Below are 25572 nucleotides of genomic sequence, written 5' to 3'. Positions count from 1 at the left end.
GCAATCACCACCACGAAAAACAAGAAATTTTCACTACGCAATTGCATCGAAATACGCAAATGCGTAGCATTGCATTACGCATATGAGTAGACACACTTACACGACACCGGACATATCGCCATGCTAGATACAGACTCAGCCGAAGAATGGGGCCGCCTCGCCTACTGGATGCGCAATGCCGCGTTCGAGCAGTGCCCGGAGCCGCTGATGCTGCTCGACCCACAAGAAAACAAATACATCGATTGCAATATCGCGGCCACACAGATGCTGGGTTTTGATCGGCAGGAAATCCTCAAGATGCCCATCTCTTACATTCATGGGCGCGAGCTGGGGCAATTAATTGTGTTTACCCAGGAGGCACTACAACGCGGCCACGCCAAAAGCAAACGCATTTCCTGCCGATTAAAAAACGACATGCATATCCCGGTGGAATTATCGGCATCGCGCACGGTAATTAAAGGCCGTGAATATTTAGTGGTATCGATTAAAGATATCGACCTGGAAGAGCGCCAGCGCGATAAAGCCGAAGCGGACCGACTCGCGCGCAACGGCATTTTAGAATGGAAACATTTGCGCTCCATTTTCCAGCAAGGTGAGCGCGATAATTTATTAATGCTCACCTCGGTGGGTGATGGAATTTATTGCGTAGACACCAACGGTTTGTGCACTTTTATTAATCCCGCCGCAAAACGTTTGCTTGGCCGTACCGATGGCGATGTGCTCGGCCAAAATATTCATTACGTACATCACCACACCCACGATGATGGAACCCACTACCCTGTTGAAGAATGCCCAATTTATGCAGCGATTCGCGATGGTGTAGTACATGAGGGAATTCAGGAAGTATTTTGGAAACACGACGGCACACCTTTCCCCGTTGAATTTACCAGCACACCGATTATTTCTGAAGGTAGCATCATAGGTGCAGTGGTGGTGTTTCGTGATATCAGTCAACGCATGGAAACCGAAAAAAAATTACGCGAAGCATTAACAGAAGTCAGCGCATTAAAAGCGCGCCTTGAAGATGAAAATGCTTACCTGCAACAAGAAATTTTAAGCGAGCAGCGCTACCACGGTATTATCGGCGAAAGCACAGCAATAAAACGCATTCATCAACAAATCGAATTGGTTGCACAAACCGAAGCCGCAGTATTGATCACTGGCGAATCCGGTACTGGCAAAGAATTAATCGCGCGCGCCATCCACGATGCAAGTAACCGCAAAGACAAGCCCATGATTCGCGTTAACTGCGCCGCAATTCCCCACGAATTATTTGAAAGCGAATTTTTTGGCCATATTCGCGGTGCATTTACCGGTGCCGTGCGTGACCGCATCGGCCGTTTTGAACTAGCGAATGGCGGCACTTTATTTTTGGATGAAGTAGGTGAGATTCCGCTGGAATTGCAAAGTAAATTATTGCGCGTATTACAAGAGGGACAACTCGAACGTGTGGGCGAAGAAAAAACCCGCAATGTAGATGTGCGCATTATTGCCGCCACAAATCGTAACTTGAAAAAGGAGGCAGAAGCACATCGCTTCCGTGAAGATTTATATTTCCGTTTAAATGTTTTCCCCATACATTCACCACCACTGCGCGAGCGCGATTCCGACATCAGCTTGCTCGCACCTCATTTTCTCGAACTGGCAAGCCAGAAGTTTGGCAAAAAAGGCTGCAAACTTCGCCAAAGCGATTTAAAACCATTGCAAGCTTACCAATGGCCGGGGAATATTCGCGAGCTACAGAATGTTATGGAGCGTGCGGCCATTACCTCAAGCCAGGGGCGCGTCACTATTGATTTACCGCTTAGCGCCGCCACTGATAGCGCAGCAAAAGTGACTGCACCAGCAGAAACAGCCATTATTCCTGACGACGACATGCAAGAGCGGGTTAAGCGCAATATGCTGGCCGCATTGGAACAATGTGATTGGAAATTATTTGGCGAAGATGGTGCGGCGGCATTACTGAAAATAAAGCCAACTACTTTAGCTTCACGGATTAAGCGCTTGGGCCTAAAACAATAGAGCCAAGCATTTAAACCCAGCTTTTTAAAAACGCGGAATTAAACATCTAACCACAGAAGCAAAATTGCAAGCAACGCAGGCAGTGTCTGAATATATAAAATTTTTTTCGCTGCCGTAAGTGTGCCAAAAATTCCGGCAATGGCAATGCAAATCAGAAAAAACAGCTTAACGTCCAAACCGTTATCGCCCGACCACAACCCCCAGAATAGGCCAGCAGCGAGAAAGCCGTTGTACAGGCCTTGGTTGGCAGCCAACACGCGAGTTGTCGCTGCCTTTTCCGGCGTATTGCGGAATGCGCGCAAACCAATCGGTTTTTCCCACAAAAACATCTCCAATACCAAAATGTAAATGTGTAGCAATGCAATCAGAAAAATAAGTCCTTCATTGATACTTAGCATTGATCTCTCCCGAAGATAAAATCATCGTCAGCTTACGCAGGCCAAATTGGCAACTCAGTGTTTTCATCATATTCAGGAAAAATAACGACGTTAAACACTTCACCATCAAAAACCCATGCCATTATCTGCAAGGAATCGGCGTAATAACTTTTTCCGTCTTGCTTAAAGTCTTCATCCAAACGAAATTCCGGAAAAATACTTTCAAGCTCAGACTCGGTAATACCAATGATTGGTTTTGAATCCAATAAAGCCGTCGGGTCCATAACCGTTATCGAACTCAAGCGATAATTATCCTCCGCTTGAAAAGACAACTCCAACCCACTGTCAAACTCCCAAATTTCTTCCTCTTCAGCTTTTTCCTTATTTGCAGGAGCACCCGATATGGCCTGAGCATCCTTTTGATTCATTCCCAACTTAATCTTATCAACACCTACTTTTGGAAAAATATTCATACAATCCTCGAAAAAATAAAATTCGAAATCAAGCATTAACCTGCATGCTTGATATTTAGCAAACACATTTTAAAGTAAAATTTTTCCCGTCATTACTTAGCTCTATCCATCCAAGCGATTTGTATAACATAGGGATATGAGTATAAACAAAAAGCTCTGCCACGTTATTTCTCTTTGCCTCAGCCACTGCAGCACTCACAAGCAGAGAGCCAATTCCTTTTTTCCGATACCCCGGTGCAACTATCAGGGCATTAATCCATAAACCTATATTTTTATCATCCGGGATAGGATGACCAATGAAAGCCAATCCACCAATCAACGTTGAGCTATCCAGAGCCATTAATGGTGCAGGGACGACGACATTAATATTTGAGCCAACAAGCGGATTCATTTCGCCCCATTCAGCGAAAAACCATTTATGCAGCTCTTCCAAGTGCAAAGGCTCACAATTTGAACTAACAACAGAGTACATTTTTCCCTCTGAAATAAACGAGATTATGTCGAACAATTCCCTAAGAGTTAAAATTGTCACACTGCAACAACCTTTGCGCTCCGCCAATAACAGTAGCTTAGATGGCGGCTTTCTACCCGCCAGCAGTCATGTCGGGCAGCTACAGTAGACGTAATCGATCAAAAATCACCCTTGCATTTCATATGACACTTCATATAATAAATAGTGTCACTTGATACGGGAGCATCCCATGCACAGCAAAGCGGTTTCCATCTCAGACCTCAATCTGGTGGGCGGTAGCGTAATTAGCGCCGCAGACGCCTTGGGGCTTGCCCGTGAGCAGCTGGCCGAGGCGATTGGGGTCTCTGTATCCACCATCGCGCGCATGAAGAATGGTTCATCCCCCGTGCCAGAGCAGAAACCGTTTGAAATGTCGCTGCTGCTGATCCGCGTATATCGCTCACTGTTTTCGATTCTTGGCGGCAATAGCGAAGCGATGAAACACTGGATGAACACCCCGAACCATCACTTGGGCGAAGAAGCTCCCGCAGAGATGATCCGCAAGGCCGATGGCCTGACGCGCGTGCTTTGGTATCTCGACGCCATGCGTGGCCGCATTTAAGCCCCACTCGACCTAAGGATTGCAATGAAGGATCTGGCTGGCTTACTCACGCCGCATATTGTTGGAAGCTGCTGGCGGGTGGTGGAGACGCAGGAAACGGCAGCGACCATGGCGATTACCGACTCAGCCGCCGAACAAAGCCGCCTCGAAGAATTACTGGATTTATCCAAACCCAAAGTGCCGGCAGATTGCAAAGGCCTTTCCTACCTGTTGATGACGCCATTCCGCTATCCACCGCTACACTATGGCTCGCGCTTTGGCAGCACTTGGGAGCGCGGCATTTTTTATGGCTCCTGCGAATTAAAAACTGCCTTTGCGGAGACAGCCGTTTATTTTTGGCTGTTCCAGCAGGGACCAAAAACGCTTGGACCACTGGAAAAAATCCGCGATCAACTCACGGCATTTTCCGTAAAACTAATCAGCCAAAAAGCCTTGGACTTAGATAGCGCTGCATTCGCACACAGCGAAGAATTTGCATCAGCACGCGAAAACATCAATCGCCCTGACTCATGGGAATACACCCAACAACTCGGTAAACAACTGCGCGAATCGGGTGCAGAATTTATTATTTATCCCTCATCGCGGCTCGCAGGCGGAAAAAATATTGCCGTATTCTCCCCGCTCGCATTTGCCGAAAAAGACCCAGCGCAACAACAACTCTGGCACGTGCGCTTCACCACCGATTCCTGCGTATTTGTGCGCGCAGGAATCAGCGATGGCTTTGAGTTTTATAAAAAGGATTTTTCAGTGGATGGCAGAATTCCGCATCCGTCGCGGGCACTCAACAATTAATTAGCGAAACACCCGCTCCGCCCAAACCCCCAATCCCGCCGCCACACTACCGAAGTGATCACCATCCACAATCGCAATTTCATTGCCGAATAATTCGCGAATTACTTTGCGAATTAACGGGGATTTGGCGCTGCCGCCAGTGATATAAACCACATCCGGTTGTGCACCCGCCTGCTGTGTTGCTTCGCTAATCAGTGCGGCGATTTTCTGTAGAAGTTGTTCGCTAACATCGGCATAGTCTTGCGCGCTGCACTCGGGAGTTAAATTACGCTCGATAAAATCCAGCTGAAATTTATGCTGGTCTTGCGCAGACAAAGCAATTTTGCCCAACTCTGCCTCGCGCACTACGGCAAAGTTATGCTTGTCATCGCGCATGGTAATAAAGCGATCCAGCGATTCCGGCTCAAGGGTTTCGCGAGTTAATCGCTCCAGCAGGAAGCCGGTTTTTGCATCGTAGAATTCGGTTTGCGCGCCTATGTCATTAATCGCCATGGCATTAACAAATGGCATCAGCGGCATAGGCAAGCCGGTTTTTAGTGGCGATAACATACCGAAATGCGGCATCAATATTTTTTGCGCGAGCTGGATATCAAAATCGTTACCGCCGATGCGCTCACCAGTATGCCCAAGAAAGTCCTGCGTGCGCTCAAGTTGTTTGATATGCGCAGGCCCCATCAACACCATAGAGCAGTCGGTAGTACCACCGCCGACATCTACCACCAATACACGTTTGTTTTCAGTCAGCCGCGTTTCAAAATCGAAACCGGCGGCGAGCGGTTCAAACAAAAATTCGATATCGGTAAAACCAACGCGTTTACCCGCCGCCGCCAGAATTGTTTGCGCTTGCTGGTTACTTTCCTGCGCATTGATACCCTGAAAATTTACCGGGCGGCCAATAACTACTTGGGTGATAGTTTGTTGCAAATGCTGCTCAGCACGGCTTTTGACATTGAGCATCATAGCCGCGACTACATCTTCAAAAAAATCGACTGACTGCTGGCGTAAGCCGCTCGCGCCTAAAAAGGATTTGGGTGATTTAATAAAATAACCTTCCCCGGGAGCGCTGATGTAATGCGCAATCGCTTCACTGCCGAAAAAAATGCCGTCGCGCACTTGATCAATATCGTACTCGATTTTTCCTGCACGTGCCAAGCTAAGCAGCGCCGAACGGCTGCGCGCATAATCCAGCTTTGCTTCACCGTCGGGCAACTGCTGCGCAATCAATTCAGCGATAAAGGCGCGCTCCAGCGCGTATAAAGTTGATGGTACAAAGGTATCATCACCGTAGAGCGGAATTAAGCTTGCTTTGCCCTGATCAAGCCAGGACATAGCGCAATTAGACGTACCATAATCAAAACCAACAAACATAAATTTTCCAACTACTGCTTTTTAATATTACACACACCTTAAACACCAGCGCTCAAATAACGGCGCTCAAGGTGCGCTTTGAAATAACGCGCATTAAGCGGTTCGCCGGTGGCAGCGATCATCAATTCATCGGTCGACAACAAACTGCCTTTGGACCAAATATTATCCTTGAGCCACTGGAACAATTCGTTCAAATTGCCCGCAGCGATTTTTTCACGCAATTGCGGAATTGCACGATCAGCCGCCGCAAACTCTTGCGCGGCATACATTGCGCCCAGTGTGTACGAGGGGAAATAACCAAACGAACCGCCGGCCCAGTGAATATCCTGCATGCAGCCGTTGCGATAATTACCTTCTGTCGATAAACCCAGATAAGCCTGCATCTTTTCATTCCACAATTCAGGAATATCATCCACTTCAATGCTGCCATCAATCAGCGCGCGCTCAATTTCATAGCGCAAAATAACGTGGGCGGGATAGGTCAGCTCGTCGGCATCGACGCGAATAAAATCGCGTTTCATGCGCGTATTCACGGCGTAGATATTAGCCTCACTGAATGCGGTATCATTTTCGCGCTGCAAAATTTTTGCTGCCATAGGCGCGAGCAGTTTGGTGAACTCGGCGGAGCGCGCCAATTGCATTTCAAAAAATAAACTTTGCGATTCATGCACGCCCATTGAGCGCGCCTCACCCACAGGCAAGCCCGCCCACTGCGCCGGTAAATTTTGTTCGTAGCGCGCGTGACCAGTTTCGTGGATTACACCAAACAGCGCTTTCATAAAATCACTTTCATCGTAGCGCGTGGTAATGCGCACATCGCTAGGTACGCCGCCGCAAAATGGATGCGCACTCACATCCAAACGGCCGTGACCAAAATCAAAACCAAGCAATTGCATTGCTGCTAAACCCAATTCTTTTTGCTGTGCAACAGAAAATGGCCCCTGCGGCATTAGCAAATGTTTGCGCGACTGAATATCTGCTGCGCGCTGGATAAAATCCGGCAACCAGGTTTTGACATCGCCAAACAGCACGTCCAATTTTGCGCAGTTCATGCCCGGCTCATAAATATCGAGCATCGCATCGTAGCGGCTCAGCGAAGTTCCCGCAGCGCGAATCGCGGCCTCTTCGCGCGCTAAAGCGACAACTTGCGCAAGATTCGCTTTAAAACCGAGCCAATCATTATTTTTGCGCTGCTCGCGCCATGCGTGTTCACAAGTGGAGTTGGCGAGCGATTGCGCCATCACCAGCGCTTCCGGCAATTGATTCGCCTGCTGCCAGCGACGCTTGATTGCCGCGAGACTCACTTGCTGTTGCGGATAAAGATCTTCCGCTTCTGCTGCTGCAATCCAATCGCCCAATTGCGGTGCAGTGGTGAGTTGATGAATCAATACCGACAACTCCGCCATAGCCGCGCCGCGCGCATCGTTGCCACCGTCCGGCATCATCGCCGCCTGATCCCAGGAGCAGATTGCATCCAGATGATTGAAGTGGGAAATTTTTAAAAAGTGTTGTTGCAGTTGCTGGTATGACATGACGCAATCTCCTGACACTGACTCATTCTGGCAGCATATAAACCCGAGCGCGCGCAAGCAACGATTAGTTGTCGTAACGCTATGATTTATACAATTTTAATCTTGCTCGCCGTACCTGTTTAATTAATTCAACGATTTATTTGCGCGCAACCGCTCGGCTAGCAAATCAATAAACTGGCGAACTTTAGCGGATGAATAACGACCCTCGCGGTGCACAATATGCACAGGCACCGCATCTGGTTCAAATTCACTCAACAGGATTTTTAATTTCCCTTGCTCAAGTTCCTGCGCAATCTGATACGACATTACCCGCGCGATTCCCAAACCGCGCACAGCGGCATCAATCGCGGAATCATTGCTGGTCACACTCAAACGCGGCTTGATACGAATTGCCAATGGCGTACGCGCCGAAAGTGTTTTTCCCTGCTGCATAAATCGCCACTCCACGCTCGTGCCCAAATTCATCGCCACAATCAACTGGTGATTTACCAATTCATTCGGATGCGCAGGCAAACCACAGCGGGCGATATAATCCGGCGATGCGCACAGCAAACGCCGCACACTGCCAACACGCAACGCGTGAAAACTGGAATCATCCAGATCGCCAATCCGCAGGGCGACATCAACGCCCTCCTCCAACAAATTCACCACGCGATCCACAAATAACGCCGCAACATCGGTTGCCGGAAAACGCTGCAGATAATCCACAATTCCCGGCATCACATACATACGCCCGAACAGCACTGGCGCCGTTACCGTGAGGTGCCCGCGCGGCTCGCCATTCACACCTATCGCAGCTTCATCTGCCTCATCTGCGGCGACCACCACACGGCGTGCATCCTCCAAATAGCGCTGCCCGGCGTCGGTGACGCGCACATAACGTGTGGTGCGGTTCAGCAGTTTAACCCCAAGGCGCGCCTCCAACTCCGCCACTGCGCGCGTGGCAACCGGCGGCGATATGCCCAAACGCCGCGCCGCCGCTGCAAAACCCTCGCATTCGGCGACTGCCACATAGATCTGCATTTCGGTGAGTCTATCCATGGATTATTCCAGTTTTGAAAACAATCAATTAATAAATGTGAGTATTCTTCACATTGATAGCTGTTGGCAATATGGGCTCCACAGATTTGTTATTCACTTTACGAGGAACGCACCATGAGCCGCATCAATACCGTCACCAACCAAACCGCTTCTACCGAACAGGCCGCACTGTTTAGCGCTATCGAGCAGCAAATAGGCATAGTGCCCAATTTCCTGCGCGTATTTGCCAACTCCCCCGCTGCCCTGCGCGCATTTCTCGGCCTCTACGGAATCGCTAACGAAGGCAGCTTGAACCCACAAACCCGCGAGCGGATCGCACTCGCATTAGCGCAACAAAACGCCTGCGAATATTGTTTATCGGCGCACACGGCCATCGGCAAAAATGCAGGATTAAACGGCGCGGAGATCGAAGCCAATCGCAATGGCACCAGCCAGGATGCCAAAGCGGCCGTCGCAGTAAAACTGGCGCGCTCGCTGGTTGAACACACCGGCGACATCACCACGGCGGATATAACCGAAGCGCGCAACGCAGGCTATTCCGATGCAGAGATAGTAGAAATTATCACCCACGTCGGCATGAATTTACTGACCAATATTTTGGGCAAAGCCAGTCGCGTGGAAATTGATTTCCCTAAAATTGCATTGAATGCTTAACCGCACACCAACCATGTAGAAATATTTTTTCAGCGGAGGATTTAATTATGTCGCGCGCATTTTCTGATATCACCTTTACGCCGAGCGTTAAAGCAACGCAGGAGCAGTACGGCACCCGCGAAGGTAATCGCAATTTTGAATTGGCGGATGATCCGCGCAATGAATTGACCGAAGCTGAAATTCAATTTATCCAGGCGCGCGACAGTTTTTATCAAGCAACCGTAGCGGAAAATGGCTGGCCTTATGTGCAACATCGTGGCGGCCCGATTGGCTTTTTAAAAGTGCTGGATGCACGCACTATTGGCTTCGCCGATTTTCGCGGCAACCGCCAGTATCTGAGCGTCGGCAATATTAATGCAGATGATCGCATCAGTATGATACTCATGGATTATCCACGGCGCCGCCGCTTAAAACTCTGGGGACGCGCGCGTATTGTGCATGAGAGCGAGCAACCCGAGATTATTGCCGCACTGGAAGACCCCACTTATCGTGCCCGCGTTGAGCGCGCTATAGTGATCACCATTGAAGCCTTCGATTGGAATTGTCCGCAACACATTACGCCGCGCTTTAGCGAAGATGAAATACGGGCCTATGTCGAACCCATCATCGCCGAGAATGAAAACTTAAAAGCACAGCTGCAAATGCTGTTAAAAAACCAAACCTGAACTAAGGAGTATTGCCATGAGTGAATCACGCCCACCGCTTCCACCCTTTACCCGCGATACTGCAATCCAAAAAGTCCGTGCAGCTGAGGATGGCTGGAATAATCGCGATCCGCACAAAGTATCGCTCGCCTACACCATTGATAGCCAATGGCGCAATCGCAACGAATTCCCCAAAGGGCGCGAGCAAATTGTTGAATTTTTAACGCGTAAGTGGGCGAACGAAAAAGAGTATCGCCTGATTAAAGAACTCTGGGCTTATGAAGGTAATCGCATTGCCGTGCGTTTTGCCTACGAATGGCAAAACGCTGCAGGCCAATGGTTTCGCTCCTACGGTAATGAAAACTGGGAGTTCGATGAAAATGGTTTGATGCAAAAACGCTACGCCAGCATCAACGATTTAGCGATTCAGGAAAGCGAGCGGAAATTTCACTGGCCGCAGGGGCGTCGCCCGGATGATCACCCAAGCTTGAGTGATTTGGATCTGTAGTATTTTAAGTAACTCGCAACAAAAAAATGCCGCAACATGTGCGGCATTTTTTATTCAAGGCAAACGGCCAATTATTTAACGACCGAACCAAACACCTCGAAATAAGTCGGGAAAGTTTTAGCCGTGCATTTAGGATCATTAATACGCACAGGTACGCCACCAAAAGTCGCAAGTGAAAAACACATCGCCATGCGGTGATCATCGTAAGTATCAATTGCCGCATTCGGAATCAATTCTTTCACCGGCGTAATGCGCAACCAATCTTCACCCTCTTCCACAACGGCGCCCAGTTTGCGCAACTCGGTTGCCATCGCCGAAATACGATCCGTTTCTTTCACTCGCCAGCTGGCGATATTGGTCAAACGCGAAGGGCCATCGCAAAAGAGCGCAACTACCGCGAGCGTCATGGCCGCATCAGGGATGTGGTTGAAATCGCGATCAAAGGCTTTGAGCGGCAAGGATGGCGCAGAGGCCTCAATCCAGTTCTCGCCTTTGGTGATGGTCACACCAATTGCTTCCAGCGCATCGGCAAAAGCCACATCGCCCTGGATGCTCTTGGCACCCACACCTTGCACACGCAGCGGGCCACCACCGAGCGCACCGGCCGCAAGGAAATAAGATGCAGACGACGCATCGCCTTCCACATAAACCGTCGCAGGACTGGTATAGCCGGTCGCGGCGGGAACGGTGAAACGCTCCCAGCCATCGCGCGCCACATCCACACCGAACTGCGCCATCAACTTGAGGGTGATTTCAATGTACGGCTTGGAAATCAGCTCGCTCACCAGCTCGATCTGAGTTTCCTTGCCGGTCATTGGCAAAGCCATCAACAGCGCAGTAAGGAATTGGCTGGAGACATCACCACGAATTTTGATACTGCCACTTGCCGCAATTTGCGCAGGCTTGATCAACAGCGGCGGAAAGCCCTCTTGCCCGAGATAAGTAATATCAGCGCCGATTTGACGCAATGCATCCACCAAATCACCAATCGGACGCTCATGCATACGCGCAACACCGTGCAACTTGTAAGTCCCACCACTCAGCGCCAACGCTGCGGTGAGCGGGCGAAACGCCGTACCCGCGTTGCCGAGGAACAGATCCGCCTCTTTATTAGGGAAGCTGCCGCCAGTGCCCACCACGCGATAATCATTCTCGCCCGTTTTGGTCACACTCACACCCAAAGCCGCCAGCGCTTCCAGCATGCGGTCAGTATCATCAGACTTCAGCAAATCGCGGATATCCGTCTCACCTTGCGCCAGCGCCGCCAGCAACAGGGTACGGTTGGAGATACTTTTAGAACCGGGCAACTGCACAGTGCCCTGAGCGCGGGTAACGGGAGCGAGATCAAGAAATTCCATCGTGGACCTGTTTAAAAGATGAACGGCCAAGCAAGGCCAAAAAAAAGAAAGTGCGCATCATACCCGCATCAGCCCTTGCCCGCACCTCTGAACTTCGCCCGAACTGCGAATTTGGGGTTGACAGCCAGCCCCTCTATCGCCAAAATGCGCGCCTCATTTATGGCTAGATAGCTCAGCCGGTTAGAGCACAGCACTCATAATGCTGGGGTCGGCGGTTCAAGTCCGCCTCTAGCTACCATATTTGAAAAGCCGGCTTGGTTAATCCCTCGCCGGCTTTTTTATTGCCCCAAACTCACAGCAGTTCGGGCTGGGCCTTGTTCAAAGCCAATTAATTTGACCTCAGCAGATGCAGAAGACAAAATTCACCACCTGAACTTGAAATCGAGACTGCTGCTATGTCGTTATATGTTTTTGATGTTGTAAAAACCGATGGGAGAACAATCCCTGACCCAACCGGAATTCTGCCTACACCTACAGTCGCAGTGACCGATGAGATAATCAGAATCACCACGGATTCTGATGAATATTTTGAAAAGGTGAGAAGCGCATTTGAGCAGGCCAATTTGCCGTTTACGTTGGTAATGAAAGTCGACTAGAAATCTCATAGATCGGGCATTAGATAAATGCCCGATCATCGCAATTAATATTTTCCGTAATATAAAAAGTTACTTCTGCAAATAACCCGCTCTGGTTTTTTGATAATCCCCTCCCCTTACACACCCTCTTCACAATTCCATTTCGTGCTCACTCATCATTTTCACCAAGTGATCTGGTGGCAGAGGATACCCTTGTCACTTAAATCACCAATTTTCCTGCGAGTTTCAATACGCAAAAAAAATCAGCTATCCTCTGGACAATAAAATCTTTCAGAGCGAAATAACGCCCTGCGCTAATAACGGAAATAAATATAAAAATGAAAATTCGGCAATTGTTCATATATTTTGCGATGTTTGTGATGGGGATATTGACGGCGATTTATTTCGTCAGTAATTCCGCAGACGATAATAATGCAACAACCTCCAAAGAAATTTCGGTTTCTGATTGGGAAAAATTGCAGCAGCGCAACCTTCATTTAGAGCAGGAAAATAATCAGTTAAAAATCCTACTGGAGCAGCAAGAAACTATTGCTTCGACTTCTTCTGCAAAGAAGAACGTAGCTACCGTTCAAGCTAATCTTGAAAAAAATTCAACATCCACCTCATCAGCATCGCAATTAGTTAGCCTTCAGGAGTATGAGAAAGCGAGAAAGTTTTCAGACTGGATTATTAATAGCGTTAAAAATGCGAATGATATTAACCGTGCGGCGGAAAATGGATTTTTATCTGAGCCTATCGACCCACAGTGGGCCGGGCAGCAAGAATCCAGATTGCGCACAACATTATCGCAAGATGAAGGCATGGGAAATTTTGCGCTGAAAGATGTGCAGTGTCGCACCAGTCTTTGCCAGGTTTCATTTGCAATTAACTCTGTTGAAGAAGCTGAAACCATTACCAACGAAACCCGTCGCGCGCTGGAATCACTCTCTCGTCACGTTTCCATTATTTCCGCACCAGATCCTGATAAATCAGTAACACATTTATATGTATCCCTGGATGAGAAAGGATTTGCTTTTATTCCCTGAAATAAAAGCAAAACCGAACAATGGATTGGGCGGGCCAGATAATCTGGCATTCACGGTGCTTAGGCACTATTGATTAATGATGAGGAACATCATTAATCAAAGGAAAATAATGATGTTAATTGGAGTTGATATGAAATTAATAACAAAGCTTTCAACAGCAATAGCGTTTTGCCTTGTGTCATTATCATCAAGCGTATTTGCAAATACGCCGGTCACCTGCGTGTGGACAAACGGCACGGCTTACAATACCTATTACCGCTTATGTCACGACGGGTCAGTAACCGGTCCGGTAGCTGCATCAGAAGTGACTGTTTTCTCGAACGGAACCTGTACCGTATACTCACAAAATGGCTATTTAGCGACAGGTACCTGCGGTAACGCTGTAGTTGTTAAATTGACACCGCCGCCGACAACAACTATACCGGCAGCCTGCCCCAACGACGGAGCGATTTATCCTAATGTGATTCTAGTAGGCTCTGCTAACCCGCCATTCCCGACTGCTACAATACAAGCCTTCTGCGGCGATGTTGCAAAGTGTCAAATCACCACCGAAACTGTTTCTTACATTTCACCCAACAGTTCTGTAGTACGCGCTATCTGCCGCAGTTACTAAATGCAAAAAAAGCCACAAAGAATTCTTTGTGGCTTTTTAATAAAACATGTTTACTTGCTCAAAAAAACTCTTTTACTTCTGCAAATAAGCCACTCTGGTTTTGTTGATAATCGCAATAACGCCTTTGCCGCACAAATCCTTCACCACCATTTCCACTTCATCTTCACTCAATGTTTTTTGGAACAATGAGTTGATAGTGCTGGAAAGGGTTTTTACCGTACTGGGTTTGCCTTCCATTTGTGCCAAGCGGGCTTTTACCACGCTGGTTCGTTCCGGCAATGTTTTTAAACTGGATTTTTGCAGAATGGAAACTTCATTGATGCTGCTGGAACGAGAGGCGAGAATATTACGGTCTTTCAAGTGTTGGATTAGCGGATCAAAACCGGCGTCTTTGGAGACTATGTGAAAGTAGGCATCCGGCTCTATCGCCGCACGCTCGCCTATGTAGTAGGCGATATGGAAATCCAATGCATTTTTGCCATTGCCAGACTGCATAATGTATTCGACGCGACTGCCCAATGGCTGCAGCGAACGAACCAAATTGGTGCTTAATTTAGATTGATTGGAGCCGAGAAATACCAGGATATAGAAGTTGCCCTTGTCTAAACCTGCGATTGCGTCGGGCTGTACATTTTCATAATCGATAAAAATATAGTTTTTGCGCACGCCAGCTCTCCATCGATTGCCATCAATTTATGTATAGCAGCTATCCGGAATACTGTGACAACTAAAAGCCGGGATTAGATCCTTTTATTTTTAACCGTTTGAGTTATTTGGCATAAAACCCAAACGGTTAGAGCGCCCCATTTAATGAAGGAGATTAAATTGCACCACATAAACGAGGGCGCCAGCCAAATACCCCAGCAAAGCCAATGTACTGATTTTTTTAAGGTACCAGATAAAATCAATCTTCTCTAACCCCATGGCCGCGACACCCGCAGCGGAGCCGATAATTAAAATCGAGCCGCCAGTACCTGCACAGTAAGCAAGGAACTCCCACAGGAAACTGTCGGGCGGATATTGCTCCAGACTGTACATACCCATAGATGCAGCGACCAGAGGAACGTTATCCACTATGGCACTGACAAGACCGATAAGCACCACAATAATATCCAGGCGACCAACGGAATTATCCAGCCATGTCGCAATACTGGAGAGAATATGGGTGTGCTCCAAAACCGCAACCGCAAGCAATATCCCGATAAAAAATATCACCGAGGACATATCAATACGTTTGATCGCATGGCTAATGGTGAGCTGATCTTTTTGCACTTCAGCTTTATTGCGATGCATTAAATCTGCCACCAGCCAGAGAATACCCAAGCCAAATAAAATACCCATAAATGGCGGCAAATGGGTGACAGCTTTAAATACAGGTACCGCAATCAACACACCCAAACCCAACCAGAAAACCACACTGCGTTCCAAGGGTGTTGTGAGGTCATTGTCATCACGCTGCGCGACAACAGGAGACTCAACAGACCGACCGCGCGTCACAAATGCCATCGCCAGTAGCGGGACCAATAAATTAACCAATGACGGCAGGAATACACCGGTAATAATATTGATCGGGGTAATTTGCCCACCAATCCATAACATAGTGGTAGTGACATCACCGATAGGTGACCAGGCACCACCCGCATTGGCAGCGATAATAATAATGCCAGCAAACCACAAGCGATCTTCGCGCCGCGCCAATAATTTTTTCATCAGCGACACCATCACAATCGCCGTAGTGAGATTATCGAGAATGGCGCTGAGAAAAAATGTCGCGACACCAACCAACAACATTAAGGTCGATAATTTAGTGGTTTTAATTTTGCTGGTGACGACCTGAAAGCCGTTGTGGGCATCAATAAGCTCCACAATCGTCATAGCGCCCATCAGGAAAAAAATAATCTGGGCAATACCGACCAGCGTTTCTGAAAGCTCGTGGGGAATATTGTTTCCGCCGGAGGAAAACACGGCATAAACCGTCCAAAGCAGGCCAGCACCTACAAGTGCCGAAGCAGCTTTATTAATATTGAGCGGATGTTCGAGCGCAATGGCGATGTAAGCCACCACAAAGATAACAACAAGAGCAGTTAACATAGTAGATTCTTGGGGAGAGAGGTTTTATTAAATCGTAACGCCATGTCACAACATGGCTTTTAAGCCTATCACGCAGTTTCCGGCCAATCCAGTTGATTAGCGACCTGCCCTACCCTCAACCCTCAATGCGCCTGCATTATTGAATTGACTCAGCAGTGCACTGGAGACAGAATTCAAACCACCCACCAGCATGCTGCACATACAAGACTGGCGAGCAATCAGGAAGACAAGCAATAAATTGTCAAACAATGGAGCAATGGATTTGAAAGCAAAACTTGCCGCACTCGCGCTTAGCTTAATTGCAATTCCCCACGAGTCTATCGCCAACGACTGTACTTATTGGCAGAAGCAAATCAATAAGGTCAACAGCTGGAGCAGGAATGGCGGCAATGCCAACCAACAAAAGGATTGGCAGCGGCAACAACAATATCTGCAAAACCAACTAGCCAAATGTAACGGAACCACCTCCGGTCCGATATCCATCGCCAAAGGCCAAGCGAGCAACAGCAATAATTATGTGTCTGCTGTGCGCATCACTAGCAATATTAATGATAGCGAACTGCAACAATTGATCGCCAACTGCAATCGTTGGGTCGACATCTATAACAGCAATCCAACTTTTGAAAATCAATCGACCAAAGATACCGTTTGCCGGACAGCAACTAACAAAGAGTCTCAACTGAAAAATCCGAAGCAGACATCGGAGATCAACATTAAGCGCAGTATTAAGGAATGCATCAAACCCAACAATGTTGTCGATAAAGATGTGAAGGAATGTATGCAGGGTTTAAAAGAGCCAACATGGCTTCCGGCTAAAAATTAGCTCTGTTATCAGCCCAATAACTGAAACAAAAAATAATCGCGGGAATTTTGTTGGCGATTAGCCACTATTTAGTCGATGTAGACTTGCGCGAGAGAAAAACAACCAGTACAGCAATAATCAATATCAAGGCGATAACTGGTTGCATTGCGCTGTAACCATCCTGCTCAGCAAACCAAGTATTGATCTCTTGTGTTTCTGTAGCAACCGTTCCAGCATTGATGCATTCAGCATTGCCTTTGCAAGAATCTGCAGCTACAACCAAATGATTTTCGGCCACCTTATTGCCCAGTGAAACATCCTGAGCGACTGTATGCTGGGCAAGACTTAATGTCGCCTGACTTGAATCCATAGGAATTGCAACAGCAGAAACTGTGGAAGAAGAAAATAACGCGGCAGATGAGAGTGAGAGAGTAAACATTCGCATAACTCCTTTTTTCCTTTTGCGTAAAACACCAAACCTTATTCCTTTTTACAGGGGCAATGAGGGAACCACTGCAGCTGGGGGCCATGCCAAAAATGGCGTAACGCAATCATGCAGGCTTGAGGCAATTGGGGGAGCGCATCCTTGCTGCCTTAAGCAAGCATTACTGAGCGCAGTCTTGTCCCTGGCTTACGAAACTTATCGTTCCGCTCGCTTATCCTTGCTGGCGCCCTGCTACAAAGATCACCTTAGCTAATCTGAAATAAATAGTCTGTGTGCAAATGCGACCGGGGTTTGTGAAATATTCACCTCCGGCACCTAAAACCCGGGGGCAAGGTAAATACCCCAAGCAGTAGTCGTCACAGCATAGTTTCAAATTGGGAGGATTCAAGACCGTTGGTCTGATGCAATAGCGAACTATCGCAAATGCTGGCTATAACCAGCAGCATGCGAACCTTTGCGACATCCTTGTCGCTATGTCCTCCTTGAACACACCGCACATCCTTGTGCAAAACCATGTTTAAACTGACTGGCTGGCAACGAGATCAATATCCATAAAAATCAAACTGCTCTGGAAAGCCATGTGAAGAGGAAATTAACGCGTGGTCGATGAGTGAATGGAAGATCATTCGCGCAACTCCTTTTTACACACTGTTTAAACGCAGGGTCTACTTCCTTTATGTAAGGCATTTAATGAGCACTGGCAGATTAATTGCCTTTGAAGCAATGAAAACAAGCTGTGTTTTTCTGCTTTTGCTTTTTGGTTGTTACAGTGAGTAGGTTACTGGGGTTTTATTTGGAGGGGTGTGAAGTTTTGGGGGAGAAGGGTGTGACATATTCACGAATGGCATTGACATATACAAAGATAAAAACCGGCGAATGCCGGCTTTTATCAAATTACAATTAACACAAAAAATTCAGCATAAGTTTATACATCAACTGTCACGCTTGATAATAATTGGAGGATCAAGCTCTTTTCCATTTACTATAATGGAATAATCAAATCGTAAATATTTGTTCTTCTTAAATTCCTCTGCATTCTTTGGATCATCCAATATATCTCTTGGAATTGTTATTTTAATTACGCCATTTTCAGATTTATATCTTAAGATATTATTTGGCGCCTTTCTGTTTTTGAAATTAATAAGAAATTGATCCGGCCCAGCAAAAATAACTTTTTGACCAGGAATTAGCACAATTTCCCTTACTGTCTCCTTCGGTATTCCTGTTTTTTTATCAACAGCAATCCCTACAACAGCAGTAGATGTTCCCTCTAGCGCGTAACTCACAGGAAGCTTGGAGCGCCCCCCCAAATCTATCGCAGAACAACCACTGACACTAAAAAAAACCGACAAAAACACACATATTTTTAAAAACATGAACTCATCTCCTTAGATTAAACTAATTAACAAATAGTCCTTTGAATTTTACGTCCCTTAAAAGCAAAAAATCAGGATCATTTAAAATAGCACTTTCAGAATATTCGGTTTTCAATAAGAGCGAAGTATACTTTCCTATAGATTCAAAATCATTTTCAATAATTGCAATTCGCAAATTTGAATAATGAGATTCTGCACTAGAAGACTCTATAGAATTAGCAACAGCTATTGTTTTTTTAGCCTCACCGATTCGCCCCAAGCATGCAAGAGATCTGGCTATATATTGATACGGTCTGGCAATATTTTTTCCTGTTTCAGACTGAGCAGAATTAATTACATCATTGAAATACCTATTAGCCTCTTCTTTTCTTTCTGGAATAAACTTATATGCATCGGCCAAATATGCAGACCATTGATAATTAGCAGGCTCCAAACGATATGCTTTCATGTAAAAATCAGCAGCCATATTAAATTTACGGGACAAATAATACATACTACCAATGTTTGCATATACAAAGGTTGAAGGCTCAATTGCGGAGGATATTTCATAATATTTTGCAGCCTTTTCAAAATCACCCAAAAAATAATAATTTGCTGCAATATTGTTCAATGCCAGCGTATTTTCTGGCGTAAGAGCTATAGAATCCTCAAAATACTTTAATGCCTCTTTGTGTCGGCCAGTCATGGTTAGGAAATATGCATATCCAAACGGCGCTTGCCAATCTTTTGAATTTCTAGATATTGTATCTAAATAAATATCTTCAGCCTTTTTATTGTCTCCCGACAAATGAAAAGCCAAGGCCAAATCAACCATAATAGAAGCTTCATGGTTGTAATTTTTTGCTGCAATTGTTAAGTATTCAATAGCTTTATCATATCGTCGAGTATCGATATAAATTGTAGCAATAGCCTCATACGCACTTGATAAGTTTGGATCTTGAGAAAGAGCCTTAACACAATAGCTCTCAGCCTCCGTTAACCACTCCACTTTCCTAGACAGCTCATATTTTTTCCAAAAAGCTTTACATAGACCGGTATTAGCAAGTGCAAATTTAATATCGTGAACCAATGCCGTGTTAAATTGCTGAATCCCTTGATCTATGAATTCATGAGATGCCGGTTTCTCCAAAAATTCCAGCCCCTTCAAATAAAAATCATAAGCCGTAATATCATTAGTCAGCCTTAAGGGCGCAGGCCTAAAATTCTGCAAATCAAATTCATCAGAAAGATAGCGAGCAATTTCTCCAACCAATCGATCCTGCAAAATAAAAATATCCTGATAGGTTCCATCCAGTTTTCCGCCGGCGATTTGCACATTATCTTTGCGACGAAATAAACGATAGGCGATGCGGAGGTTGTCGCCGAGTTTTTGAACGCTTCCCTCCAACCTTATTGGAGCGTGAATACCTTCTTTAGCATCGACAATATAAACGTCGCGCATATCGGCTAGCTGTGAGCGAACAGCTTCGGTGATACCGGCAGAAAAATAATCGGCATCACCTTTTTCATTCATTAGATTTTTAAAGTCGGCGATTTCAACGTAATTAGCCGCATAACCTGGCACTAGCCAGCGGGGGATAAAATAAACTCCGGCAGCGATTAATGCGAGCAAGCATGCGGTTAAAGGGTAGCGATAGGCGACTATATTTTTGTTGAGTCCGCGTAAAAAATAATGCAAGTGATCGCGCCAACCAATGCCGACAGGTTTGATGAGATAAACGCGGATTTTTTGCTGGATATTTTTAAGCGACTGCAAACCCAAACGTTTTGCCGGTGACGAAAGTGTGAGGCGGATTTCATCGTAGACGGTTTGTGAAATGCAAATACCATCCGCAACTGCAAGTGGTTCAAGCCGCGCGGCTATATTAACGCTATCGCCAAATACTGCACCATCGCGGAGCATCACTTCGCCTTTGTGCAAACCTATGCGGGTTTGCAATCGCGGCAATTTTTTATCGCGCGCCTCATTAAAGGCGAGCAAATGTTGCTGGATTGCGATTGCTGCTGCGACTGCCGAAGGTGCGGTGTTGAAGCGCGCGAAAATAGCATCGCCCACAAACTCAACTAATTGGCCGCCCTGCTGCTCAATGTGGGACAAAAGAATTCGCCGATAGTCGCCCAGCATTTCCACCGCCAGCGACTCATTGCGCCCCATCAGGCGCGAGTAGCCAACAATGTCCGTGAACATCAATGTCTGTTCACAATGCTCAATAGAATCGGCGACCATGTTGCAGTCAGCTCTCCGTGCGATAACGTTTGATGGTAAAAGAATGAGACAGGAAATTATGATCCTTGCCGCGAGAGTTCGGGCGGAATAAGGCGGGATTATTGTGCGTTTTGGTGACAATAACAACCAATCGCCTAGAGAGATTTAGTAACGTGAGCCAATTCGCAAGTTTTTGAAGATTACGACGCCAAAATTAGCACCACATAAACTCAAGGCGTTATGATTGCCCCAGCCAATCCACTTTCCCAAGAAGCCAACACCATGCTTAGTAACGTCAGCTTGTTTGCCGATGTACCTCCCCATTATCTTGCAGAATTGGAAAAACTCAGTGTTGCGCGCAAATACCTCAAGAACACAGTACTGGTGACTGAGGGCGATGAATCCACCTACATGTACATTATTCGCAAAGGTACTGTGAGTGCATTTTTAAATAATGAAGATGGCCGCCAGGTGAATCTGAATTACATGCACGAGGGAGAATATTTTGGTGAGCTGTCGCTGATCGATGGCAAACCGCGCTCCGCCTCGGTGATGACCATAACCGACTGCGATATTGTTTTAGTGTCACGTGCCAGCGTGCAGGATTTAATTCAAAAACATCCTGACTTTGCAATGCTATTGCTGACGGAAGTCACCCGTCGCGTGCGCGATCTTACCGAGAGCGTAAAAGATATGGCGCTGCTGGATGTGTACGGTCGCGTCAGCGCAGCACTGGAAAAACTCAGCGACGACAACAAACGCATCCACAATCCAAAAGTGACCCATCAAGACATCGCCAATATGGTGGGATCATCGCGCGAAATGGTGAGCCGGATTATGAAGCAGCTACTGATTGGCGAATACATCGAGCAGTGCCCAGGTTACATCGAGATCAAAAAACCGCTGCCGCGTTACTGGTAAACTTTGCTAAAAAGACAGATGCAGATCTGTCTTTTTAACTCGCCGCTTTAATAAGACACCTTTGACTTAATCAAACACTTTGGATTGCACCAACCATTGCTTCAGTTGTTGCATCGACATAGCGCCCGACTCGCGCGCTACTTCTTTTCCGCCTTTAAACAAAATCAATGTAGGAATACTGCGAATGCCCCAGCTTTGGGCGATAGCTTGTTCATTTTCGGTATCGAGTTTAGCGAAGCGAATGTAGGGTTCGGATTCTGCAGTGATTTGCTCGAATACCGGCGCAAAACTCTGGCACGGCCCGCACCAGGATGCCCAGCAATCCACCAACACCGGAATATCATTTTTCTCCAGCGTAGCCGCAACATTAGCTGCAGTTAAATCCAACGGTTTACCAGCAAAAAGCGGTTGCTTGCATTTGCCGCAATTGGGTTTATCCGTTAAGCGCTCACTAGGTAAGCGATTAGTGGCGAAACAATGGGGACAGTTGATTTGAGTGGCGCTCATAGTCGTTTCCGTAGATTGATCAGTCGATAGATTTTAATCTTGGTGCACACTAAACAGTTTCAAGCGGAAAAAGTCCAGATGCTGGAGATAAAAAAGCCCGCGTTTGCAAGGGGAGCAGCAGCGGGCAAAAGTGCAACTAAGGTTTTCAAGAACGGTTTTCCAAAAACGGGTTACAAAAAACAATGAACACACTATCGGTTAGACGCTACCGCTGTTTGGTTAGCAAGCTCCCAACCACCACCGAGCGATTTATACACCGCAATCAAATTGAGCAGCACTTGCATATCGCTTTGCGCCAATTGCGCACTGACCGTTAATTGCGAGCGCTGTGCATCCAGAACCGTTAAAAAGTCGCTGCTGCCTACTTCAAATTTTTTGCGTGCAATATCAGCCGCCTGATTGCTGGCATGCAATGCGCGCTGCAAATCAGTGCGGCGCTCTTCCTCACGCGCAAAATTTTGCAGCGCATTATCAGTTTCCTCTAGCGCAACCAATACTTGCTGTTCAAACTCGGCAACCCGCGCTTGGGTACGCGCATCGGCAGCATCGATTTGTGCATCGACACGGCCCAGGTTAAATGCCGCCCATTGAATACGCGGTGAGAAAGAAAAGGTATCCGTATCGCTATTGCCAAGACGAGTCCAATCCGTCGATAAATATCCCAAGCCGCCCACAAAAGTGACGCTGGGGTATAAATCCGCAACGCGGATATTATATTCCGCCACTGCACCGGCAAGCGCTTGCTCTGCACGACGAACATCGGGCCGGCGCTTTAATAAATCCGCTGGATTCCCCACAGCAAACGAAGCAGGAATTTCCGGTAGCGATTTTATTTGGGTGAGCGCCGTTTTTAATTCGTCGGTTGGTTTACCAGTCAGTACACCGATTCGGTTAAGTGCAATATTCACCTGCGCATTCAGCGTCGGAATAGTTGAACGCGTCAATTCAAGTTGCGACTCTGCACGCGCCACATCCAATTGATCACCACGGCCCACCTCTTCAAAACGCTGGGTGAGCTGTAAAGTTTCTTGCTGGTTAAGCACATTGCGCAAGGCGACATCCAACAAATATTGGTTACCGCGCAAACCTATGTAAGCACTCGCCACTTCAGCGGCGATACTCACTTGTGCAGCCTGCAAATCGGCTTCACTGGCAGCGAGCTGCGCCTTGGATAATTTCACGCCGTTGCGCACGCGCCCGAAAATATCCAACTCCCAACTCGCATCAAAACCGGCTTGATAGGATTCGCTAATACGTGATTCAACCGGGCCGGTAATATCCGCACTTTGTTTTTGCCGTGTACCACTCACACTCGCTTCAACAGTGGGATAACGATCCAACTTGCTGTTGCGCAGGAGCGCACGCGATTCAGCGAGCGATGCCTGCGCAATGCGAATTGAATGGTTTTGTTGCAATGAATCAGCAATTAATTGATTCAATTGTTCATCATTCAATTGCGACCACCAGGCCGCAACCGGTTGCTCGGCACTTGCGCCTTGCGGCAATTGGAATGCCGCAGGTGCGGTTTGCACATGCGCGAGATCACGCGCACGCTCAACCGATTTAAATCCACTACAAGCACTGATCATTAGCGGCAACAACGCCAATGCAAAACCTTTCACTAAGATCGATGAAGTTTTCATACTGATAACTCCTTACTATCTGCTGCTGAGCCATGATTTTTTACAGAACCATGATGCGCCGCAGAGGAATTAGTTAATGATTCGTAAGATTCTTTACCTTCTACTTTATAGCTGCGCTTGCCTTCCAGCTTGCGCAACAACACATAGAACATTGGCGTGAAGAACAAACCGAAGAAGGTTACGCCCAACATACCGGCAAATACGGCAATACCCATTACGCTACGCATTTCCGCACCGGCTCCGGTTGAGAACACCATTGGCACCACACCCATGATGAAGGCGAAAGATGTCATCAGGATCGGGCGTAAACGCATACGGCTCGCCGTAATCGCCGCTTCATAAGTTGCCATGCCGCGCTGCTCCAATTCGCGCGCAAACTCCACAATCAAAATTGCGTTTTTGCTGGCGAGACCGGCGAGTACAAATAAGCTGATCTGCGTAAAAATATTGTTGTCGCCGTTGGTAATCCATACACCAAACAATGCCGACAAAATTGATAGCGGAACAATCGATACAACTACCAACGGCAAAGCCAAACTTTCGTATTGTGCTGCAAGTACTAAAAACACCAGCAATAAACACAGCGGCAAAATGTACACAGCGGTATTACCGGCAAGCACTTCCTGATAAGTCAAATCCGTCCACTCGTACACAATGCCAGCAGGCAATACTTCTTGCAGGATTTCATCAATTGCATCCTGTGCCTGGCCGCTTGAGTATCCGGGTGCAGCATTACCATTAATATCTGCCGCCAGATAACCGTTGTAGTGCGCCGCGCTTTCCGGGCCGTAACTTTCTTTCATGGTCAATACTGAACCCAACGGCACCATATCGCCCTGTGCATTACGCACTTTTAAATTCAATGCATCTGCGGGCGTGTTGCGATATTCCGCATCAGCCTGCGCGATAACTTGATAAGTACGACCAAACTGATTGAAGTCATTGACGTAGAGCGAACCCAGATAGATTTGCATGGTGTCAAAAATTTCTTTCACATTCAGGCCAAGTTGTTTGGCTTTGGTGCGATCCACATCGGCATACAATTGCGGCACATTGATTTTGTAGTTGGAGAATACACTCGCAAGCTCAGGGCGCTGCATTGCCTTCTGTTGCACTTGCGCAACTACTTCTGCCAATTTTTCGTAACCCAAACCAGCGCGATCTTCGATCTGCAATTTAAAGCCACCGGTGGTTCCCAGTCCGCGCACTGGTGGTGGTGGGAATACGGCAATAAATGCTTCTTCCACTCCGGCAAATTTCATTTGCAGTTTTTGCGATATAGCTGCCGCAGAAAGCTCTTTGCCTTTTCGCTCTTCGAATGGCTTCAAGGTTAAAAACACAATACCGGCGCTGGAACTATTGGTGAAACCGTTAATGCTCAAACCAGGAAATTGCACCGCATTCTCTACACCGGCTTCAGCCAAACCAATCTCACCCATTTCACGAATTACTTGCTCGGTACGCGAAAGTGTTGCACCGTCAGGTAATTGCGCAAATGCAATCAG

At 47.1% G+C, this 25572-nt stretch carries 26 protein-coding genes and 1 tRNA gene; 12 read left to right on the top strand and 15 right to left on the bottom strand.

The annotated features are described in order from the left end of the window. Positions 1-120: 120 nt before the first annotated feature. Positions 121-2022: a sigma 54-interacting transcriptional regulator gene (locus tag AAGC78_RS19675; RefSeq protein ID WP_435785814.1), complete on the top strand. Its 1902-nt coding sequence runs from the start codon at positions 121-123 to the stop codon at positions 2020-2022. 38 nt (positions 2023-2060) lie between these two features. Here the strand turns inward: AAGC78_RS19675 and AAGC78_RS19670 are convergent, their stop codons facing one another. The 3 genes from AAGC78_RS19670 to AAGC78_RS19660 are packed head-to-tail and all read right to left on the bottom strand — an operon-like array spanning position 2061 to position 3404. Further along, on the bottom strand, positions 2061-2420 hold the full coding sequence (locus AAGC78_RS19670) for a DUF1304 domain-containing protein (protein WP_435785813.1): 360 nt from the start codon (positions 2418-2420) through the stop codon (positions 2061-2063). A gap of 32 nt (positions 2421-2452) precedes the next feature. Beyond that, positions 2453-2872, bottom strand: a complete 420-nt coding sequence (locus AAGC78_RS19665) for a hypothetical protein (RefSeq protein ID WP_435785812.1) — start codon at positions 2870-2872, stop codon at positions 2453-2455. A gap of 55 nt (positions 2873-2927) precedes the next feature. Further along, complete coding sequence (locus tag AAGC78_RS19660) at positions 2928-3404, bottom strand: GNAT family N-acetyltransferase (protein WP_435785811.1); 477 nt, start codon at positions 3402-3404, stop codon at positions 2928-2930. A gap of 169 nt (positions 3405-3573) precedes the next feature. Between AAGC78_RS19660 and AAGC78_RS19655 the strand changes: the two genes are divergently transcribed. Both AAGC78_RS19655 and AAGC78_RS19650 read left to right on the top strand, forming a co-directional pair. After that, positions 3574-3945: an MbcA/ParS/Xre antitoxin family protein gene (locus tag AAGC78_RS19655; protein WP_435785810.1), complete on the top strand. Its 372-nt coding sequence runs from the start codon at positions 3574-3576 to the stop codon at positions 3943-3945. Positions 3946-3969: 24 nt separating this feature from the next. Next, positions 3970-4737: an RES family NAD+ phosphorylase gene (locus tag AAGC78_RS19650; RefSeq protein ID WP_435785809.1), complete on the top strand. Its 768-nt coding sequence runs from the start codon at positions 3970-3972 to the stop codon at positions 4735-4737. On the opposite strand, the gene yegD is transcribed toward AAGC78_RS19650, so the two are convergent. The 3 genes from yegD to AAGC78_RS19635 form a co-directional block, all read right to left on the bottom strand. Beyond that, on the bottom strand, positions 4738-6105 hold the full coding sequence (gene yegD, locus AAGC78_RS19645; protein ID WP_435785808.1) for a molecular chaperone: 1368 nt from the start codon (positions 6103-6105) through the stop codon (positions 4738-4740). A gap of 38 nt (positions 6106-6143) precedes the next feature. Then, on the bottom strand, positions 6144-7637 hold the full coding sequence (locus AAGC78_RS19640) for a carboxypeptidase M32 (protein ID WP_435785807.1): 1494 nt from the start codon (positions 7635-7637) through the stop codon (positions 6144-6146). A 123-nt stretch (positions 7638-7760) separates the two neighbouring features. Beyond that, complete coding sequence (locus AAGC78_RS19635; protein WP_435785806.1) at positions 7761-8678, bottom strand: LysR family transcriptional regulator; 918 nt, start codon at positions 8676-8678, stop codon at positions 7761-7763. Positions 8679-8792: 114 nt separating this feature from the next. On the opposite strand from AAGC78_RS19635, the gene AAGC78_RS19630 reads away from it, so the two are divergent. The 3 genes from AAGC78_RS19630 to AAGC78_RS19620 are packed head-to-tail and all read left to right on the top strand — an operon-like array spanning position 8793 to position 10484. After that, a complete protein-coding gene (locus AAGC78_RS19630; protein ID WP_435785805.1) occupies positions 8793-9332 on the top strand; it encodes a carboxymuconolactone decarboxylase family protein in 540 nt (179 codons plus the stop codon). 47 nt (positions 9333-9379) lie between these two features. Next, positions 9380-9997 carry a pyridoxamine 5'-phosphate oxidase family protein gene (locus AAGC78_RS19625; RefSeq protein WP_435785804.1) on the top strand — a complete coding sequence of 206 codons (618 nt, stop codon included), beginning with the start codon at positions 9380-9382 and terminating at the stop codon, positions 9995-9997. 16 nt (positions 9998-10013) lie between these two features. Continuing rightward, on the top strand, positions 10014-10484 hold the full coding sequence (locus AAGC78_RS19620; RefSeq protein ID WP_435785803.1) for a DUF1348 family protein: 471 nt from the start codon (positions 10014-10016) through the stop codon (positions 10482-10484). 71 nt (positions 10485-10555) lie between these two features. Here AAGC78_RS19620 and aroA read toward each other — a convergent pair whose 3' ends face one another. Continuing rightward, complete coding sequence (gene aroA, locus AAGC78_RS19615) at positions 10556-11842, bottom strand: 3-phosphoshikimate 1-carboxyvinyltransferase (protein ID WP_435785802.1); 1287 nt, start codon at positions 11840-11842, stop codon at positions 10556-10558. A gap of 161 nt (positions 11843-12003) precedes the next feature. On the opposite strand from aroA, the gene AAGC78_RS19610 reads away from it, so the two are divergent. The 4 genes from AAGC78_RS19610 (at position 12004) to AAGC78_RS19595 (ending at position 14076) form a co-directional block, all read left to right on the top strand. Continuing rightward, positions 12004-12080: transfer RNA gene (locus AAGC78_RS19610), tRNA-Met, on the top strand. A gap of 157 nt (positions 12081-12237) precedes the next feature. Beyond that, positions 12238-12438 (top strand): hypothetical protein, encoded by a 201-nt coding sequence (locus AAGC78_RS19605; protein WP_435785801.1) that lies wholly within the window; start codon positions 12238-12240, stop codon positions 12436-12438. A 317-nt stretch (positions 12439-12755) separates the two neighbouring features. Next, on the top strand, positions 12756-13463 hold the full coding sequence (locus AAGC78_RS19600) for a hypothetical protein (protein WP_435785800.1): 708 nt from the start codon (positions 12756-12758) through the stop codon (positions 13461-13463). A 175-nt stretch (positions 13464-13638) separates the two neighbouring features. Then, entirely contained in the window at positions 13639-14076 is a 438-nt protein-coding gene (locus tag AAGC78_RS19595; protein WP_435785799.1) for a hypothetical protein, read from the top strand. A gap of 72 nt (positions 14077-14148) precedes the next feature. On the opposite strand, the gene AAGC78_RS19590 is transcribed toward AAGC78_RS19595, so the two are convergent. Further along, a complete protein-coding gene (locus tag AAGC78_RS19590) occupies positions 14149-14742 on the bottom strand; it encodes a PIN domain-containing protein (protein ID WP_435785798.1) in 594 nt (197 codons plus the stop codon). Positions 14743-14883: 141 nt separating this feature from the next. Next, on the bottom strand, positions 14884-16167 hold the full coding sequence (nhaD, locus tag AAGC78_RS19585) for a sodium:proton antiporter NhaD (RefSeq protein WP_435785797.1): 1284 nt from the start codon (positions 16165-16167) through the stop codon (positions 14884-14886). A 262-nt stretch (positions 16168-16429) separates the two neighbouring features. Here nhaD and AAGC78_RS19580 point away from each other — a divergent pair, with 262 nt between their 5' ends. Then, a complete protein-coding gene (locus tag AAGC78_RS19580) occupies positions 16430-16990 on the top strand; it encodes a hypothetical protein (protein WP_435785796.1) in 561 nt (186 codons plus the stop codon). Between the two features lie 64 nt (positions 16991-17054). On the opposite strand, the gene AAGC78_RS19575 is transcribed toward AAGC78_RS19580, so the two are convergent. From AAGC78_RS19575 to AAGC78_RS19565, 3 genes are all read right to left on the bottom strand, one after another. Continuing rightward, positions 17055-17408 carry a hypothetical protein gene (locus AAGC78_RS19575; RefSeq protein ID WP_435785795.1) on the bottom strand — a complete coding sequence of 118 codons (354 nt, stop codon included), beginning with the start codon at positions 17406-17408 and terminating at the stop codon, positions 17055-17057. Between the two features lie 938 nt (positions 17409-18346). Further along, positions 18347-18790, bottom strand: a complete 444-nt coding sequence (locus AAGC78_RS19570; RefSeq protein ID WP_435785794.1) for a hypothetical protein — start codon at positions 18788-18790, stop codon at positions 18347-18349. A gap of 22 nt (positions 18791-18812) precedes the next feature. Next, entirely contained in the window at positions 18813-21017 is a 2205-nt protein-coding gene (locus tag AAGC78_RS19565) for an adenylate/guanylate cyclase domain-containing protein (protein WP_435785793.1), read from the bottom strand. A gap of 219 nt (positions 21018-21236) precedes the next feature. Between AAGC78_RS19565 and AAGC78_RS19560 the strand changes: the two genes are divergently transcribed. Then, a complete protein-coding gene (locus AAGC78_RS19560) occupies positions 21237-21917 on the top strand; it encodes a Crp/Fnr family transcriptional regulator (protein ID WP_435785792.1) in 681 nt (226 codons plus the stop codon). Positions 21918-21983: 66 nt separating this feature from the next. On the opposite strand, the gene trxC is transcribed toward AAGC78_RS19560, so the two are convergent. From trxC to AAGC78_RS19545, 3 genes are all read right to left on the bottom strand, one after another. Continuing rightward, positions 21984-22424, bottom strand: coding sequence for a thioredoxin TrxC (trxC, locus tag AAGC78_RS19555; protein WP_435785791.1), 441 nt, complete (start codon positions 22422-22424; stop codon positions 21984-21986). Between the two features lie 191 nt (positions 22425-22615). Next, the gene (locus AAGC78_RS19550; protein WP_435785790.1) at positions 22616-24067 is read right to left on the bottom strand and encodes an efflux transporter outer membrane subunit; all 1452 of its coding nucleotides are present in this window, start codon (positions 24065-24067) and stop codon (positions 22616-22618) included. Further along, on the bottom strand, positions 24064-25572 hold a 1509-nt coding region (locus AAGC78_RS19545), incomplete at its 5' end, for an efflux RND transporter permease subunit (RefSeq protein ID WP_435785789.1). The genes AAGC78_RS19545 and AAGC78_RS19550, both read right to left, overlap by 4 nt.

It is taken from the genome of Cellvibrio sp. (assembly GCF_039207905.1).
GTDB lineage: Bacteria > Pseudomonadota > Gammaproteobacteria > Pseudomonadales > Cellvibrionaceae > Cellvibrio.
This window is presented reverse-complemented; position numbering and strand designations above follow the sequence as displayed.

What these genes read in the sequence shown, in the direction of transcription:
- AAGC78_RS19635 (WP_435785806.1), bottom strand. Translation starts at nt 8,678, where the DNA reads ATGGATAGACTCACCGAAATGCAGATCTATGTGGCAGTCGCCGAATGC.
- AAGC78_RS19605 (WP_435785801.1), top strand. Translation starts at nt 12,238, where the DNA reads ATGTCGTTATATGTTTTTGATGTTGTAAAAACCGATGGGAGAACAATC.
- AAGC78_RS19665 (WP_435785812.1), bottom strand. Translation starts at nt 2,872, where the DNA reads ATGAATATTTTTCCAAAAGTAGGTGTTGATAAGATTAAGTTGGGAATG.
- aroA (WP_435785802.1), bottom strand. Translation starts at nt 11,842, where the DNA reads ATGGAATTTCTTGATCTCGCTCCCGTTACCCGCGCTCAGGGCACTGTG.
- AAGC78_RS19620 (WP_435785803.1), top strand. Translation starts at nt 10,014, where the DNA reads ATGAGTGAATCACGCCCACCGCTTCCACCCTTTACCCGCGATACTGCA.
- AAGC78_RS19675 (WP_435785814.1), top strand. Translation starts at nt 121, where the DNA reads ATGCTAGATACAGACTCAGCCGAAGAATGGGGCCGCCTCGCCTACTGG.
- yegD (WP_435785808.1), bottom strand. Translation starts at nt 6,105, where the DNA reads ATGTTTGTTGGTTTTGATTATGGTACGTCTAATTGCGCTATGTCCTGG.
- AAGC78_RS19630 (WP_435785805.1), top strand. Translation starts at nt 8,793, where the DNA reads ATGAGCCGCATCAATACCGTCACCAACCAAACCGCTTCTACCGAACAG.
- AAGC78_RS19570 (WP_435785794.1), bottom strand. Translation starts at nt 18,790, where the DNA reads ATGTTTTTAAAAATATGTGTGTTTTTGTCGGTTTTTTTTAGTGTCAGT.
- AAGC78_RS19640 (WP_435785807.1), bottom strand. Translation starts at nt 7,637, where the DNA reads ATGTCATACCAGCAACTGCAACAACACTTTTTAAAAATTTCCCACTTC.
- AAGC78_RS19650 (WP_435785809.1), top strand. Translation starts at nt 3,970, where the DNA reads ATGAAGGATCTGGCTGGCTTACTCACGCCGCATATTGTTGGAAGCTGC.
- AAGC78_RS19655 (WP_435785810.1), top strand. Translation starts at nt 3,574, where the DNA reads ATGCACAGCAAAGCGGTTTCCATCTCAGACCTCAATCTGGTGGGCGGT.
- AAGC78_RS19560 (WP_435785792.1), top strand. Translation starts at nt 21,237, where the DNA reads ATGATTGCCCCAGCCAATCCACTTTCCCAAGAAGCCAACACCATGCTT.
- AAGC78_RS19625 (WP_435785804.1), top strand. Translation starts at nt 9,380, where the DNA reads ATGTCGCGCGCATTTTCTGATATCACCTTTACGCCGAGCGTTAAAGCA.
- AAGC78_RS19565 (WP_435785793.1), bottom strand. Translation starts at nt 21,017, where the DNA reads ATGGTCGCCGATTCTATTGAGCATTGTGAACAGACATTGATGTTCACG.
- nhaD (WP_435785797.1), bottom strand. Translation starts at nt 16,167, where the DNA reads ATGTTAACTGCTCTTGTTGTTATCTTTGTGGTGGCTTACATCGCCATT.
- AAGC78_RS19600 (WP_435785800.1), top strand. Translation starts at nt 12,756, where the DNA reads ATGAAAATTCGGCAATTGTTCATATATTTTGCGATGTTTGTGATGGGG.
- trxC (WP_435785791.1), bottom strand. Translation starts at nt 22,424, where the DNA reads ATGAGCGCCACTCAAATCAACTGTCCCCATTGTTTCGCCACTAATCGC.
- AAGC78_RS19575 (WP_435785795.1), bottom strand. Translation starts at nt 17,408, where the DNA reads ATGTTTACTCTCTCACTCTCATCTGCCGCGTTATTTTCTTCTTCCACA.
- AAGC78_RS19550 (WP_435785790.1), bottom strand. Translation starts at nt 24,067, where the DNA reads ATGAAAACTTCATCGATCTTAGTGAAAGGTTTTGCATTGGCGTTGTTG.
- AAGC78_RS19670 (WP_435785813.1), bottom strand. Translation starts at nt 2,420, where the DNA reads ATGCTAAGTATCAATGAAGGACTTATTTTTCTGATTGCATTGCTACAC.